Origin of the sequence: Fictibacillus sp. Mic-4 (assembly GCF_049843615.1) — a bacterium.
GTDB classification, from domain to species: domain Bacteria; phylum Bacillota; class Bacilli; order Bacillales; family Fictibacillaceae; genus Fictibacillus_A; species Fictibacillus_A gelatini.
In genome coordinates, this window is sequence record NZ_JBBHZM010000004.1 from 70,347 (window position 1) to 85,772 (window position 15,426).

At 41.0% G+C, this 15,426-nt stretch carries 13 protein-coding genes; 12 read left to right on the top strand and 1 reads right to left on the bottom strand.

The window, feature by feature from the left end; all coding sequences use genetic code 11:
- Positions 1-12: 12 nt before the first annotated feature.
- From panD to WD019_RS05210, 12 genes are all read left to right on the top strand, one after another.
- The gene (gene panD / locus WD019_RS05155) at positions 13-396 is read left to right on the top strand and encodes an aspartate 1-decarboxylase (RefSeq protein WP_026676978.1); all 384 of its coding nucleotides are present in this window, start codon (positions 13-15) and stop codon (positions 394-396) included.
- A gap of 88 nt (positions 397-484) precedes the next feature.
- Complete coding sequence (dinG, locus tag WD019_RS05160) at positions 485-3,295, top strand: ATP-dependent DNA helicase DinG (RefSeq protein ID WP_425710835.1); 2,811 nt, start codon at positions 485-487, stop codon at positions 3,293-3,295.
- A 105-nt stretch (positions 3,296-3,400) separates the two neighbouring features.
- A complete protein-coding gene (locus tag WD019_RS05165; protein ID WP_081412597.1) occupies positions 3,401-3,571 on the top strand; it encodes a YpmA family protein in 171 nt (56 codons plus the stop codon).
- 12 nt (positions 3,572-3,583) lie between these two features.
- Positions 3,584-4,066: a DUF5590 domain-containing protein gene (locus WD019_RS05170; RefSeq protein WP_425710836.1), complete on the top strand. Its 483-nt coding sequence runs from the start codon at positions 3,584-3,586 to the stop codon at positions 4,064-4,066.
- Between the two features lie 51 nt (positions 4,067-4,117).
- Complete coding sequence (gene asnS, locus WD019_RS05175; protein WP_425710837.1) at positions 4,118-5,410, top strand: asparagine--tRNA ligase; 1,293 nt, start codon at positions 4,118-4,120, stop codon at positions 5,408-5,410.
- Between the two features lie 76 nt (positions 5,411-5,486).
- Positions 5,487-6,197 (top strand): DnaD domain-containing protein, encoded by a 711-nt coding sequence (locus tag WD019_RS05180; RefSeq protein WP_026676982.1) that lies wholly within the window; start codon positions 5,487-5,489, stop codon positions 6,195-6,197.
- A 55-nt stretch (positions 6,198-6,252) separates the two neighbouring features.
- Positions 6,253-6,918: an endonuclease III gene (nth, locus tag WD019_RS05185; protein ID WP_026676983.1), complete on the top strand. Its 666-nt coding sequence runs from the start codon at positions 6,253-6,255 to the stop codon at positions 6,916-6,918.
- Between the two features lie 2 nt (positions 6,919-6,920).
- Positions 6,921-7,427, top strand: coding sequence for a YpoC family protein (locus tag WD019_RS05190; protein ID WP_425710838.1), 507 nt, complete (start codon positions 6,921-6,923; stop codon positions 7,425-7,427).
- 61 nt (positions 7,428-7,488) lie between these two features.
- Positions 7,489-8,760 carry a glycosyl hydrolase family 18 protein gene (locus tag WD019_RS05195; RefSeq protein ID WP_425710839.1) on the top strand — a complete coding sequence of 424 codons (1,272 nt, stop codon included), beginning with the start codon at positions 7,489-7,491 and terminating at the stop codon, positions 8,758-8,760.
- A gap of 95 nt (positions 8,761-8,855) precedes the next feature.
- Positions 8,856-10,460, top strand: coding sequence for a DcuS/MalK family sensor histidine kinase (gene dcuS / locus WD019_RS05200; RefSeq protein ID WP_425710840.1), 1,605 nt, complete (start codon positions 8,856-8,858; stop codon positions 10,458-10,460).
- The gene (locus WD019_RS05205; protein WP_425710841.1) at positions 10,454-11,179 is read left to right on the top strand and encodes a response regulator; all 726 of its coding nucleotides are present in this window, start codon (positions 10,454-10,456) and stop codon (positions 11,177-11,179) included. Before dcuS ends, WD019_RS05205 begins: the two co-directional genes overlap by 7 nt.
- 148 nt (positions 11,180-11,327) lie before the next feature.
- Positions 11,328-12,590 carry a dicarboxylate/amino acid:cation symporter gene (locus WD019_RS05210; protein WP_026676987.1) on the top strand — a complete coding sequence of 421 codons (1,263 nt, stop codon included), beginning with the start codon at positions 11,328-11,330 and terminating at the stop codon, positions 12,588-12,590.
- Between the two features lie 47 nt (positions 12,591-12,637).
- Here WD019_RS05210 and WD019_RS05215 read toward each other — a convergent pair whose 3' ends face one another.
- Positions 12,638-15,331 (bottom strand): PBP1A family penicillin-binding protein, encoded by a 2,694-nt coding sequence (locus WD019_RS05215; RefSeq protein ID WP_425710842.1) that lies wholly within the window; start codon positions 15,329-15,331, stop codon positions 12,638-12,640.
- Between the last annotated feature and the right edge of the window lie 95 nt (positions 15,332-15,426).

Consider the following 15,426-nt stretch of genomic DNA (forward strand, 5'->3'; position numbering starts at 1 on the left):
GAGGTGACAACGATGTATCGAACATTAATGAAAGGCAAAATTCATCGTGCCCGTGTAACTGAAGCGAATTTAAATTATGTTGGCAGTATCACTATCGATGAAGATATACTTGATGCGGTTGATATGCTCCCTAATGAAAAAGTCCAAATTGTAAATAATAATAATGGAGCGCGTTTTGAAACGTATATCATTCCCGGGCAAAGAGGAAGCGGGGTCATTTGCTTAAATGGTGCCGCAGCCCGTCTTGTGCAGGAAGGGGATGTCGTTATTATTATTTCGTATGGCATGTATGATGAAAAGGAAGTTAAAACACATCAACCGAAAGTTGCCATTATGGATGAAAATAATAAAATTGTCGACATGTTAGGTTATGAACCGGCTTCTACGATTCTTTAACCCCTCCTTTAAAAGGGGTTTTTCTTTTGTAATTGCCTAAACCCCTTTTTTGACGAATCTATTTCCGTTTAAGAAAAGAGGTGATGAAATGAACAACCGCTATGTTGTAATTGATGTTGAAACAACGGGGAACTCGCCGAGTAAAGGAGATCGCATTATTCAAATCGGTGCGGTTGTTGTTGAGCAACATACAATCATTGAACGTTTTTCTACATTTATTAATCCGAAAGTGCCCATTCCTCCATTTATTGAACAATTAACGGGCATTGATGACAAAATGGTAAAAGACGCCCCTTCTTTTGAGGAAGTTGCTCCAAAATTGTTAACGATGCTTGAAGGAGCCTATTTTGTTGCTCATAATGTTTTATTCGATTTGTCCTTTTTGCAAGAAGAGTTAACAAATAGCGGCTATCAAACATTTAATGGACCTTTGCTAGATACGGTAGAGCTATCAAGACTGCTCATGTTAAATGTCGACGGGTACCAATTGGGCCAGCTTGCAGAACATCTTGGCTTAGAACATGATAATCCGCATCAGGCGGATAGCGATGCGGAAGTAACGGCAGGCCTTCTTTGCTATTTGCTGAAAAAGTTAGAAAAGTTGCCGCTACTGACACTGCAGCGGATTGAACCTTTCTTAAAAAAAATGCAGAGCGGGTTAGAAGAAATTGTCGGTGAACTGATCAAAGAGAAATCTCGGAACTTAGAAGATGATGAAAATGATCTCGACTTTTACCGGCAGCTTGTCTTAAAAAAATCCTATGAGACCGAGCAAGAAGATGATTCGATTGCACATGTTGATACAACAGCAGGGGCGCTCGTGGAAAAACTGTCATCTCAAATGGAACATTATGAGGCACGGGACAGTCAGTTGAAAATGATGGATTTGATTGAGCATTCACTTAATAACCGGGAGCACGCAATGATTGAAGCAGGTACGGGTGTCGGCAAATCACTCGGCTATTTAATCCCTTCTCTCCTTTTTGGAAAACGAGAGGACCGTCCCATCGTCGTTAGCACACATACCATTCAATTGCAGCAACAATTAATGGAGAGGGACATCCCGATTTTAAAAAAAATTATGCCATTTTCGTTTGAGGCGACTGTATTAAAGGGAAGAAACAACTATCTATGTTTACGGAAGTTCGAACAAAGCTTAGATGATTCATATGAAGATAATTATGACACGAATTTAACGAAAGCCCAGCTTCTCGTATGGTTGACGGAAAGTGAAGACGGGGATATCGAGGAGTTAAATTTAGCATCAGGAGGAAAGCTATTCTGGCAACAAGTAAAAAGCGATGCCGGATCATGTTTAAATCACCGATGTCCGTGGTTTACAAAGTGCTTTTATCACCGAAAAAAAAGAAAAGCACTTGAATCCGACATTGTCATCACGAATCACGCCCTTCTTTTTACGGATTTGCGAGCGGAGTCCCAGCTTCTTCCGTCATATAAAGAAGCGATTATTGATGAAGCTCATCATGTCGAAGAAGTTGTCAGCGACCATTTTGGCCTTAACACCGACTATTTTGCCTTTCATCGTCTTTTGGAGCGAATCGGATCTGACGTGGAGAGCGGGACGATGAAAAAGTTAAAAATAATGACGGAAACGGTTGAATTACCGGAAGTGGAACGGGCGCTTACTGAGATTGGCGATCGTGTGAATGACTTGCAGTTTGAGCTTGATGAATTATTCCGGCTTATTCGTACGTTTGTGCTGGAAAAGCGAAAAGATAAAGCGAATGACTTCGGGAGAGCAAGCTATCGGTATGATCAATCGGTATTAAAAGAAAAGGCATGGGAAACCCTGTTAGAAGTAGGCAATCGGGTTCATTCAGGTTTAAGCGGACTTTTAAAAGTCCTTAAACAAACGAGTAAAAAGATCAATGATAAGGAAGAGCATTTAACGTTCTCACAAAAAGGGATTCTTGTTGATTTTGACGGTTTGAAGAGCGCGCTTGAAGATGAAACGAACAAGCTTATTCATCTTTTAACCGGCATGAATGAAAATGAAGTCTTCTGGCTCGAAGCAGATGCAAAAGGGGCAAAAAATGCGGCCTATCTTTTCTCGAAACCGATTGATGTAAACGATATTTTAGCAGATGAGTTTTTCAAAAAGAAAAATAGCGTCATTTTAACATCAGCGACCTTGTCTGTGAAAAACTCATTTCAATATATGGTAAACCGGCTGGGGCTTTCGGATTTCAGCCCGATTACTGCCAGCTTGCCATCACCATTTGCCTATGAGAGCCAGGTTAAATTTCTTATTCCGACCGATATTCCGATGATCAACGATGTTAGCCAAAAAACGTTCGTTACTACTATTGCCCATCGGCTGAAAAGTATCGCAACCATTACGAAAGGGCGTATGCTCGTATTATTTACATCGTATGAAATGTTGAAAGAAACTCATGCTGTTTTTAAAGACTTGATCCAACATGAAGAGTTTATGCTCATTGCACAAGGAATCGATGGTGGAAGCCGGGCGCGGTTAACGAAAAACTTTAAGCGATTTGAGCAATCCATTTTATTTGGGACGTCAAGTTTCTGGGAAGGAATCGATATTCCGGGCGATGATCTATCATGCCTCGTCATTATCCGATTACCTTTCACACCGCCGGACAATCCGGTCATCGCTGCAAGAAGTGAACGGCTACGAAAAGAAGGCGGAAATCCATTTATGGAGCTATCTCTCCCTCAGGCCATTATCCGGTTTAAGCAAGGTTTCGGCAGGCTTGTTCGTACTGAACGTGATTCGGGCGCCGTTTTTGTCTTTGATCGAAGAATTACAGAGACGCGCTACGGCAGGTTATTTATTACGTCTTTACCGCCGTTGCCCGTTCATCAAGCACCGATGCATGAATTATTGACAGAACTAAAAGACTGGTTACAATAGGTATAGTAGGGTTAGAAATAGAAGATAACAGGAATCGGCGGAATAGCCGGTTCCCGTTATTTAAATGGTTTGGCGAAGTTGCATACATAGTTTAGGGGGAAGGACATGGAAAGTAAAATACAAATTCTTTCCACAGTTAAAATCAATAAATCGGACGATCTGTACAAGCTTGTCACCGTATTAAACAAAACGTTAAAGCATGAGGACTTAATGTTTGGCTTAGCTCTTGATGAGGAAGATCATAATAAAGTGGTATTTACAATTTACCGGACATAATGGTGGTTTTAAATGAAAAAATGGTTGTTGATCGTTTTCTTTATGGTAGTTGTTCTTGTAATATGGCAATCGATCTCTTTATATGAAACGATTCAAGCGGGAAAAAACGGATCGAGAAATAAAGCAGTTAAAATCGCGAAAGAAAGGTATAATCTTGTTAAAGTTCAGAGCGGTGAACCCTATTATGGAAATAAAGCTTACTTTGTCGTAGAAGGCAAAAATAAAGCTCACAAAAGCATCATTGTATGGGTTGATGAAAAAGGTAATACGTATTCGGAAACTAAATCTTCAGGTCTTTCAAAGAAAGAAATGTTAGCCTATACAAAGCGGAATTTAAACCCGAAAAAGATTATCGATATTCGTTTAGGGATGGATAATGATCACCCGATCTGGGAAGTTGTCTATATTGATTCAAACAATCGATATACGTTTTATGACGGTTACTTTGAAAACGGAAGCCGTTATAAAAAATATAGCATTAAACAGGACATTTAAAGCATATTAGCACATTTAGCTGCAGCAAAAACGAGGTAGGAGGGCATTTAAGTGAAAACAACAATATCTCAATTGCAAAAACATATTGGCGAAACTGTTACGATCGGCGCCTGGCTTCATAACAAACGGTCCAGCGGTAAAATTGCTTTTCTTCAATTAAGGGACGGAACGGGATTCGTCCAGGGCGTTGTCTTAAAAAACGATGTTCCTGAAGAATTATGGTCACAGGCGAAAGGGTTAACACAGGAAACGAGCTTATGGGTGACAGGAACGGTCCAGGAAGACAACCGTTCAAAACTTGGTGTAGAACTACTAATTACAGATTTAGAAGTCATCCACGAATCTGTTGACTATCCGATTACACCGAAAGAGCATGGGACGGAATTTTTAATGGATCACCGCCATTTATGGCTCCGTTCCAAGCGTCAGCATGCCATCATGAAAATACGTAATGAAATCATTCATGCCATCTATGAATTTTTTTATGAAAACGGATTTGTTAAGGTGGATCCGCCAATTTTAACTGGAAGTTCAGCAGAAGGAACGACAACGCTTTTCCATACAAAATATTTTGATGAAGATGCCTACTTATCACAAAGCGGACAGCTTTATATGGAAGCGGCCGCAATGGCGCTCGGAAAGGTATTTTCATTCGGACCGACATTCCGTGCGGAAAAATCGAAAACACGCCGTCATTTAATTGAATTTTGGATGATTGAGCCTGAGATGGCCTTTGTTGAACATGAGGAATCACTTGAAATTCAAGAGCAATTCGTAAGCCATGTTGTCCAATCTGTTTTAAAACGTTGCCAGATAGAGCTTGAGGTACTTGGACGTGATATAAGCAAACTTGAAAACGTAAAAGCACCATTCCCGCGCATTACGTATGATCAGGCGATCGAAATGCTAAAGGAAAAAGGCTTTGACGATATTGAATGGGGCGAAGACTTTGGGGCCCCTCATGAAACAGCCATTGCCGAAAGCTTTGATAAACCAGTATTCATTACGCATTATCCGAAAGACATTAAAGCGTTTTACATGAAGCCAGATCCGACGAGAGAAGATGTCGTCTTATGTGCCGATTTAATTGCCCCTGAAGGCTATGGCGAAATTATCGGTGGAAGCCAGCGCATCGACGATCTTAACTTAATGGAAAAACGGTATGAAGAACACGGTTTAACGGCAGATGCCTATAATTGGTATCTTGATCTTCGCAAATATGGCAGTGTGCCGCACTCCGGATTTGGCCTGGGACTGGAAAGAACGGTCGCCTGGATTTCAGGGGTCGAGCACGTTCGGGAAACGATCCCATTCCCTCGCCTATTAAATCGATTGTATCCATGATCATAAAAACCTCCACTCTTCTGGAGGTTTTTATGCTTTTTCATGTTATAATAATAGAAGGAGGGGGTGTCGAAAAATGAAGAATGAATGGTTTGAAAAATGGATGTTAGAAGGGACCATATCCATCCCGAAAGTATTATTGCGTTATTACCGCACCCTCGGTTTAAAGGATGAAGAATGCATGCTCCTTCTCCATGTTTATACGTTTATCGAATCTGGAACGCCTTTTCCTACACCTGAAGAACTCTCAAACCGCATGAGCCTATCAAGCGAGGCATGTATCCGTTATTTAAGAGGGTTCATTCAAAAAGGTTTTTTGGAAATTCATGAAGTAGAGGATAAAGGCATAAGAAGCGAATCGTACTCGCTTCTGCCCCTATGGAATAAATTGTCCCACGTTCTTATGAGTGAAGAAGCTAAACATGAGATGAAAAATCGCCAGGTGCTTGAAGAAAGTGTATATACGTCTTTTGAACGGGAATTTGGAAGACCGCTTTCACCGATGGAATGCGAAACATTGAAAATATGGATCGACCAGGATGGGCATGATGCCGATATGATTTTGACAGCATTAAAAGAGGCGGTTTTATCCGGCAAGCTAAATTTCCGCTATATCGACCGCATTTTGTTTGAGTGGAAGAAAAATAATGTCCGGACACCTGAAGAAGCAAGGACGTATGGTGAGAGATTCAGAGCAAAGCAAAACCGCACGTATAAAAGCAAGCAAGCTGTAACAAAAAGCGAACACGAGATTTCGATACCGCTGTATAACTGGCTTGAGCAGTAAAAAAGGCGAGACTCTTTCTCGCCTTTTACTTATATTTATCAACATGGAGGTAACAATGTTAAACCGATCGCAAATTTCATATTGCCTGGAGGAAATTGGCAAAATGTTCCCGGATGCTCATTGTGAACTTCATCATAGCAATCCGTTTGAATTAACTATTGCCGTCCTATTATCCGCACAATGTACGGATGCGCTTGTCAATAAAGTGACTCCGAAGTTATTCGCGAAATATAAAACTCCACAGGATTATTTAAATGTATCATTGGAAGAATTGCAAGAGGATATTCGCTCGATTGGTTTATACCGGAATAAAGCGAAGAATATCCAAAAGCTTTGTGAGATGGTGATCAAAGAATATGATGGACAGATCCCGCAAGACAGAGATGAATTAATGAAGCTTCCCGGAGTTGGAAGAAAAACGGCAAACGTCGTCGTTTCTGTCGCCTTTGGCATCCCTGCAATCGCCGTCGATACACATGTGGAAAGGGTATCAAAGCGCCTCGGCATTTGCCGCTGGAAAGATTCTGTATTGGAAGTCGAACATACGTTGATGAAAAAAGTGCCGGAGGCAGAGTGGGGAGTGACCCATCATCGATTAATATTCTTTGGCCGCTATCATTGCAAAGCACAAAATCCACAATGTCTTGAATGTCCTCTTCTTACGATTTGCAGAGAAGGGCAAAAAAGAAAGAAAGTGATTGCGAGAAAGGAAGGGAAATAGTCGTGGCGCTACTCTCTATTCCAGACGAATATCAACATCCACTCTTTTTTGCGCAAAATAGCATCGAATTAGCTGAAGGGCATAGCGAAAAAATCCCATTCCTGGAAGAGTTGTTGCTTGCCAACGGACATACCCATTCAGCCTCACTGAAAGATGTCGAAGCAGGCGGAGGCCCACTATTATTGAAGAGCCGGTTTGAAATCTGGCGCAAAGAGTTTGAAATAATTAAACAATATTTTCAGGTGAGAAATCGAAAAAAGGCAAGGGAACCGATGATTTATCAATTGAGCGTTTTCCTTCAAGCGTTATTCTGGGCAAATGGCAGACTAACGGGCAACTTGTGTCGTTGGGAAAAGGAGATCGAACCGCTTCCAATTCAACCGGTGAACCTTGAGGAACGGCTATCGTTCATTTTCGAACAACCCGATCACTATCACTCATTTATTCAACTATCAGAACTTTTTATTGAGCTAGAAAAGAAATCTACGGTACGAAAGAAATTGAAATAGACATATATACAAGTTGCTGAATCATAAAGTATTAGCATGATGTTACCTAGGAGGGGGAATCATGCAAATACATGTCGTTCAAAAAGGTGATTCCTTATGGAAGCTGTCTCAATTTTATGAAGTGCCGTGGCAGGAAATAGCGGCTGTCAATGGTCTGACGAAAGAGGATGTATTGGCGGTTGGACAAACAATTCTCATTTTGACGCCTCTGTCCTATCGGGTACAACAAGGGGATACGCTCGCCAAAATTGCAGGAAAACTTGGAGTAACTGTTGAACAATTGAGACAGGCAAACCCGGGACTTACCGATAGCGCACTTTATGTCGGTCGGGTGATCCGTGTACCGGAACGTGAAAAACGAACCTTAGTAACGAATGCGTTTGCGGAGCCATCGCCACTTTCTATCCAAAATTTCGAGAATGCCGCTAAAGCCTTAAGCTACATTTCGCTATTTAGTTATGAAGTCAATCGAAAAGGTGAATTAAAGCTGCTAAATGATACCGCCTTTTTAAAAGATATAAAGAGAACGTCGGTTAAGCCGCTTGTTTCGATTACCAATATTGAAAACGGAAAATTCAGCCAGGAACTTGCCAGCGCCATTTTAAATAATGAAGATCTTAGCAATCGTGTGATTAGTAATACGGTAAAAATAATGAAAGAAAAAGACTATTCGGGTGTGAATGTTGATTTTGAATTTATCGGCGGCGAAAATCGTGAAGCTTATAACCGCTTTTTAAGAAAAATCACAGAGCGAATGCACCGGGAAAACTTTATCGTCTCAACAGCCCTTGCTCCGAAACAATCCGCCACGCAAAAGGGAATATGGTATGAAGGGCATGATTATAAAGCGCACGGAGAAATTGTTGATTACGTTATTTTAATGACGTATGAATGGGGATATAGCGGTGGACCGCCGATGGCAGTGAGCCCGATAGACGAGATTAAAAAGGTAATAGACTATGCAGTTACTGAAATTCCTAGAGACAAAATCTTGATGGGCATTAACCTGTACGGTTATGACTGGACATTGCCATATGTAGCCGGAGGGCCATATGCAAAAGCGTTAAGCCCGATGCAGGCGACAAGGCTTGCAACGAGACGTAAAGCCGCCATCCAATACAGGAAAGAGGATGAATCTCCATTTTACCATTACTGGGATAAGTCAAAAAAAGAGCACATCGTCTGGTTTGAAGATTTAAGAAGTATGGAGGCTAAATTTAACCTTATCGATGAGTATCGTCTGGCAGGTGCGAGTTTCTGGAATTTGGCCTTTAATTATCCCGTGTTGTGGATCTATCTTGATCAGAGGTATACGATTCGTTTCCATGAATGAAGGATCGCCGATCATATAGGCGATCCTTCTGATTGCCCTTTAAATGGACAAACCTGTTTTTACTGCTCCCATCGTGGCCAAATTAGGGGGGACTGATGAAAGTAAAGAAAACGATTATAAGCCTTAATACGACTATTGCGCTTTTTGTCTGTACCGTTGTCGTCTTAGCATTAACGGTAACAGGCATATTAACTGCAATAGATATAGCAAATAAGACGGAAAAAAGCATTTCCGAAAAAGCGATGGATATTGCACGGGTAGTCGCACATTCTCCGTTAGTGATCGAGGCGCTTGAAGAGAAACGGAACGAATCAGTGATTCAGCAATATGCCGAGGAAGTCCGACGACTGACGCATGTTCGCTATATTGTCGTAATGGACAAGGATCATATTAGAAAATCACATCCGGACAAAAGCAAAATTGGAAAGCATTTTGTCGGCAATGATGAGGAAAGAGCCTTTCGCGGTAAAGAATACACGTCCACGGCAAGAGGAAGCTTAGGAAAGTCAATGAGGGCTTTTGAACCTATTTATAATGCCAAGGGTAAAGAAATCGGAGTAGTTGCGGTTGGAATTATGTTAACTCATGTAAAAGAAAGCATTGCAAAAAGTACGAAAATGATTGATATCGGAATAGGAACCGGCATTTTAGTTGGAATTTTCGGGGCACTCTTGTTAGCCAGAAAAATCAAAAAAGTGCTGTTTGGGCTGGAGCCATATGAGATTGCAAAATTTTTGCAGGAACGAAATGCCATGTTAGAATCCGTTAAAGAAGGTATTTTAGCAGTAAATAAAGAAGGAAAAATCATTTTGGCAAATGCTGCAGCTATTCGAATGTTTAAGCTAGCGGGGTTCAATGAAAACCCACTTCATAAAAATGTGGAAGAATACTTGCCTGAAACCCGTTTCGGCGCACTTTTAGAAAGCGGCAGTTCGGAGTTTGATAAAGAATATGAGTTGAATGGAATATCACTTGTTGTGAATCGGATGCCGATCAAAGTAGAAGGCCAGGTAGTCGGAGGCATTGCCACATTCAGAGATAAAACGGAATTAAAGAAATTGGCGGAACAATTAACGGGCGTGAAAGCATATGTAGAGGCTTTAAGGGTCAATACCCACGAATTTATGAACAAATTGCATGTCATGTTGGGGATGGTCCATATTGGAGAATATGAGAAATTATCAGCATACATTCATTCAATTACAAATCATTATCAAATGGAAATAGGTGCTGTTTCGCGCATTGTGAAGGATCCTGTTTTGGCAGGGTTTTTGCTAAGCAAAATAAGTTACGCTCGCGAGCAGGCGATCACACTTCTAATTTCCGGAAAGAACGTTTTGCCGGAAATCAAAAACGAAAACATCATTAATGAACTAATCACGATTCTCGGAAATTTAATTGACAATGCCATCGAGGCAGCAGAGGGTCAGCCCAATAAAGAAGTGAATGTTGACATTGCTTTTGATGGGGATACATTATCTTTCTCAGTCAAAGATTATGGAGAAGGGATACATGAAACGATAAAGGAAAACATTTTTAAAAAAGGATTTTCAACAAAGGGAAGTGACCGCGGCTTCGGTTTGTATTTAGTTCAAAGTAGCGTTGAGAAATTAGGTGGCACTTTCATGTTCAACTCTCGGGAAAATGAGACAATTTTTACAGTTCATTTGCCGTATATAGACAGGGATGATTCATGGTGATTCAAGTATTGATTGTGGAAGATGACCCGATGGTAGCAGAAGTAAATAAAAAATATTTAACCGCGATACCCGGATTTTCCTGCGCTGGGATTGTATCGAATGTAACAGAGGCGTGGACATTTATCGAACAGAATCCAATCGATCTCGTATTGTTGGACGTTTTTATGCCTGGAAAAAGCGGGCTGGACCTTTTGAGAGAAATTCGTAAGGAAGGAAAAGGAATCGATGTCATCGTCATTACCGCTGCCAACGATATTGAAAATGTCAAAAAAGCATTGAGGCTTGGAGCGGTTGACTATTTAATTAAACCATTTGAATTTCGACGCTTAGAATCGGCTTTGACGATCTATCAAAAGGAATATGAAGCAATGAACAAGCGGGAGCAATTAAGTCAAGAAGAATTGGATAATCTGCTTATCTACCAAAAAAATAAAGAACCCATTTCTTTTAATCTGCCAAAAGGCTTGACGAAAGAAACGCTTCACCTCGTCGTGAACAACATTTTGAAAATGAACTCAAAGGGATTTTCTGCCGAACAATTGGCCAATGAAGTGGGAATTTCGCGGGTATCGGTCCGTAAATATTTAAAATTTTTAACAGAAATTGAACTTGTTGCGATTGAAGTATCTTATGGAACGATTGGGCGGCCAGTCACCACCTATCGTTTAATTGAAGTGAATATGGAAAGGCTCGAACGATATATAAAGGTGCCTGAATAAGGCGCCTTTTGCTTACTTTAGTTACAAAACTCTTTTTTTACTTACAAAAAATTAACGGAATATTCGAAATAAGTTAACGTAATAAATAAAACAGAAAGGGGAATGAATTTGAAAGCGATTTCTTATTCAGTAAGGGAGGCAGAACAAATTGAAAAAACTATGTAAAAATCTAACGTTTCAAGTTTTGACGGCGATTGCGGTCGGAATCATTTTAGGCTTATTGGCGCCCGATGCAGCTAAAGCAATGAAGCCTCTCGGCGATCTCTTTATTAACATGGTAAAAATGATCATTGCGCCGATCATCTTTTTTACGATCGTTCTTGGGATCGGAAAAATGGGCGATATGAAAAAAGTAGGAAGAGTAGGAGGAAAAGCGCTTCTTTATTTTGAAATTGTAACTACTTTTGCCCTTGCCATCGGACTTATTATCGCAAATTTGATGAATCCTGGAGAAGGTGTCCATTTAGATACTTCGAAAGGAAAAGAGCAGGTCGCACAATTTGCAAGTGAAGGCGAAAAAATGAATTTCGTCGATTTCGTCACCCATATCGTTCCATCTAACATGGTAGATGCTTTTGCAAAGGGAGAAATTCTTCAAGTCGTGTTTATTGCCATTTTATTCGGATTTGCTTTAGCTTCCCTTGGCAGCTTCGGAAAACCAGTTATAGACCTGTTTGATCGGATATCAAAAGTGTTTTTTAAGATCGTCAGCATCATTATGCGTGTAGCGCCAGTTGGGGCTTTCGGAGCGATTGCATTTACCATCGGAAATTATGGTTTATCTTCGATGTTGCCGCTTGGAAAATTGATGATATCCGTTTATATAACGATGATCTTGTTTGTTTTTATCGTGTTAAATGTAATTTGTAAATTATATGGGTTCAGCCTCTGGAATTATTTAAAATTTATTAAAGAAGAGTTGCTGATCGTTCTTGGAACTTCATCATCCGAATCTGTCCTGCCTCGTATGATGGACAAAATGGAGAAGTACGGGTGTTCAAAGTCAGTAGTAGGGCTAGTTCTCCCGACCGGCTATTCGTTTAATTTAGACGGAACTTCCATCTATTTAACAATGGCCGTCGTCTTTCTAGCCCAGGTAAGCGGAGTTGACCTCAGCCTTACGCAAGAAATAACGATTCTATTCATTTTAATGCTTACTTCAAAAGGAGCCGCAACAGTTACTGGAGGGGGATTTATCGTTCTCGCCTCAACTTTAAGTGCGATGAAGATCATCCCGATGGAAGGTCTCGCGCTTCTTCTCGGAGTGGACAGGTTTATGTCGGAAGCACGTGCCATCATTAATATGATTGGAAATGGCATTGCAACAATAGTCATTGCAAAAAGTGAAAACGAATTCAATCCGAATAAAAAAGAGGAAATTGAAGTAAATGTTGAAACAAATGTGATGTAGAAATTAATATAAGCAGAAAAACCCGAAGCAAACGCTTCGGGTTTATTCTAAGGAAGTAATTGATCGACTCCATTTCCTTTACCAGGCTTAGTTTTGTCGCCACTGTGATCACCTTTTGCTGGAGGTTGTGATGCTCCACCGTTATCGCCTCCATTTTGATCGCCATTTCCTGGTGGCTGATCAGGATTTTGGTCATTGCCGCCGCCCTGATCTCCTCCTTGATCACCGTTATCGCCCCCGTGATCACCGCCCTGGTCGCCTTGATCTGGTGGGGTTTGGCCATTATCACCGCCTTGATCAGGAGGATTTTGACCGTTTTGATCACCCTGGCCAGGCTGCTTATCGCCATTATTATTATTATTTTTATTGTCGTCAGGCTGTGTGTCCTCATCTTTCGGTATGGTTATTGATGTTTGTGCCGGTTCGCTTTCTTTTCCGGTTTTTTCATCAACGGCTACTACCTGGAATGTATATTTGGCGCCCGGTGTTGGATTTTTTACGATGAATTGCTTGTCTTTGATCGTACCTTGATCCGTTAATGGTGCACCGTCAATACCTCCACTCAATTTATAGGAAGCTTTTCCATTATAGTTCCATTTTACTTCAATTTGTTTCTTGTCTTTATTATAAGTCGCCGTTAGACCTTCAATTCCGGCTGGTTTTTCGTATTTAGTAGAAACTTCTGTCGGTTCATGACCGCGAACGAATAATTCATACGTTTTTTTGTCTTCAGGCGTATATTCGCTTGCACGTTTTTCCGTTCCTTTTTCAAGCGGAACTTCAACAACCGAATTCGGTTTCTTAAAGTCTTCGCTCGAATGATCAAGCTGGCTCATTATTTCTCTGAAAATTCGTTTCGGGATGCCATCCTGTCCAGAACGCGAGTCTAAAAATTGTGCCTGCCCTTTATTGACATCATTATCATATCCTGCCCATACGGCCGTCGAATAGGAAGGGGAATAGCCAACCATCCACGAATCTTTGTTAGCATAGCTGCCATCACCAAGCCCGTATTTTTGCAAAAAATCATCGCTGAAGTTCGTTGTTCCGGTTTTTCCGGCAAGATGAATGCCAGGGACATTTGCAAGCGTTCCTGTTCCTTTTTGAACAACGTCTTTCAACATGTCGGTAATCATATAAGCTGTATAATCATGCATGGCCGCAACCGGTTTATTATCCGGTGTTACGACATTTCCATCAGGAAAAACCACTTTACGAATCGTTGTCGGCTCATTATAGACGCCGCTATTGGCAAATGCCGAATAGGCACCGGCCATTTGTAATGGAGAAAGTCCTGTTTTAAAGCCGCCAATGGCGTAAGCAGGTGAAATCTCATCTAATTTAATGCCTAATTTGCTTGCAAAGTCTTTTGCTTTTTCAGGTCCAACTTCCTGGTATGCCCGGATCGCTGGCAAGTTTTTTGACCATTCCAGAGCATAACGCATCGAAACATCCCCGCTATAGCTTCGATTGGCATTACGGAATTCATGGCCATTTACGGTTAATGGCGTATCGCTTAAAATATGCCCCGTACTCCATTGGAAGTTGTCAATCGCAGGTCCATAGTCAAGGATCGGTTTAATCGTTGAACCGGGCTGGCGCTCGATGCCGGAAGCATAGTGGGCGCTTAATTGATTTTCTTCCCGTCCGCTTCCAATCGCTCTTATCGCACCAGTCTTCGGATCAATGATCGCAACACCTGCTTCAATATTTTTTGAATTCGCTGTCCAAATGTTAGGGTCATTTGATTCGAGTACTTTTTCCGTTATTTCTTGAGCTTTCGTATCTAAATTCGTGTAAATTTTAAGCCCGGATGTAAACGGATCAACGTCATCGCCGACAACCTTTTTTAAATCTTGAAGCACTTGTGCCTGGTAAGCTGCATACTGCATCGAATTGGTCGTTTTTCCGCGATGCAGTTCTTTTTTGATCGGAATCGCTTTTGCTTTTTCCGCTTGTTCTTTCGAAATGAAGTGGTATTTGGCCATCTGGTTTAAAACGACATTTCGCCGTTGCTCTGCCGCTTCAGGGTGTTTAAAAGGGTCATAGTAGCTCGGCGCTTTCGGAAGAGCGGCGAGAATGGCACCTTCCGATAAATTTAAATCTTTCACATCCTTATTAAAATACGTTTTGGCAGCAGTAGCGAGACCTGATGAATTGTTACCAAACCATACTTTGTTTAAATACATTTCTAAAATTTGGTCTTTGGAATATTTCTGTTCTAATTTAATCGCTAAATAAGCTTCCTGGATTTTGCGAGTAAATGTTTTCTGAGGGGTTAAATACGACCGTTTAATCACTTGCTGGGTAATCGTACTTGCTCCTTCAGAACCGAAGCCTTCCTTCACATTGGCCAAAGCCGCGCCGAAAATTCTTCGGACGTCAATTCCGTGATGTTTCCTGAACCGGATATCTTCTGTTGCGATGAACGCATTTTGAACGATTTCAGGGACATCGTTGATCGATGTTTTTATCCGTTTTTGCTCACTGAAAAACATGGAAACTTGCTTATTATTTTTATCCAACAGTTGGGAAGACTGCGGAGTTTCCAATTTTTTTGGATCCAGGTCAGGAGCTTTTGCAATAATGACTCCGACTGTTGCAACTCCGATTACAAACAAAGTAATAACCGTCAATACGATAATTTTAAGAAAGCCCAATTTCTTTCGTTTCTTTTTTTGTGGCTTACCGGCATGATTTGCCTTGCGCCGTTCTTGCCTGCTATTGTATTGGTTCGACATTGTATACCAACCTTTCAACCTCTCTATTACAACATGATTATTCGAAATACAACCATTCTTTTTGAGTACACCCCTTTAATTGGAAATGCTTATTT

Excerpts from the sequence above, each read along its gene's own strand:
- nth (WP_026676983.1), top strand. The coding sequence starts at position 6,253 with ATGTTAAACCGATCGCAAATTTCATATTGCCTGGAGGAAATTGGCAAA.
- WD019_RS05205 (WP_425710841.1), top strand. The coding sequence starts at position 10,454 with ATGGTGATTCAAGTATTGATTGTGGAAGATGACCCGATGGTAGCAGAA.
- dinG (WP_425710835.1), top strand. The coding sequence starts at position 485 with ATGAACAACCGCTATGTTGTAATTGATGTTGAAACAACGGGGAACTCG.
- WD019_RS05195 (WP_425710839.1), top strand. The coding sequence starts at position 7,489 with ATGCAAATACATGTCGTTCAAAAAGGTGATTCCTTATGGAAGCTGTCT.
- dcuS (WP_425710840.1), top strand. The coding sequence starts at position 8,856 with ATGAAAGTAAAGAAAACGATTATAAGCCTTAATACGACTATTGCGCTT.
- WD019_RS05165 (WP_081412597.1), top strand. The coding sequence starts at position 3,401 with ATGGAAAGTAAAATACAAATTCTTTCCACAGTTAAAATCAATAAATCG.
- panD (WP_026676978.1), top strand. The coding sequence starts at position 13 with ATGTATCGAACATTAATGAAAGGCAAAATTCATCGTGCCCGTGTAACT.
- WD019_RS05170 (WP_425710836.1), top strand. The coding sequence starts at position 3,584 with ATGAAAAAATGGTTGTTGATCGTTTTCTTTATGGTAGTTGTTCTTGTA.
- WD019_RS05180 (WP_026676982.1), top strand. The coding sequence starts at position 5,487 with ATGAAGAATGAATGGTTTGAAAAATGGATGTTAGAAGGGACCATATCC.
- WD019_RS05215 (WP_425710842.1), bottom strand. The coding sequence starts at position 15,331 with ATGTCGAACCAATACAATAGCAGGCAAGAACGGCGCAAGGCAAATCAT.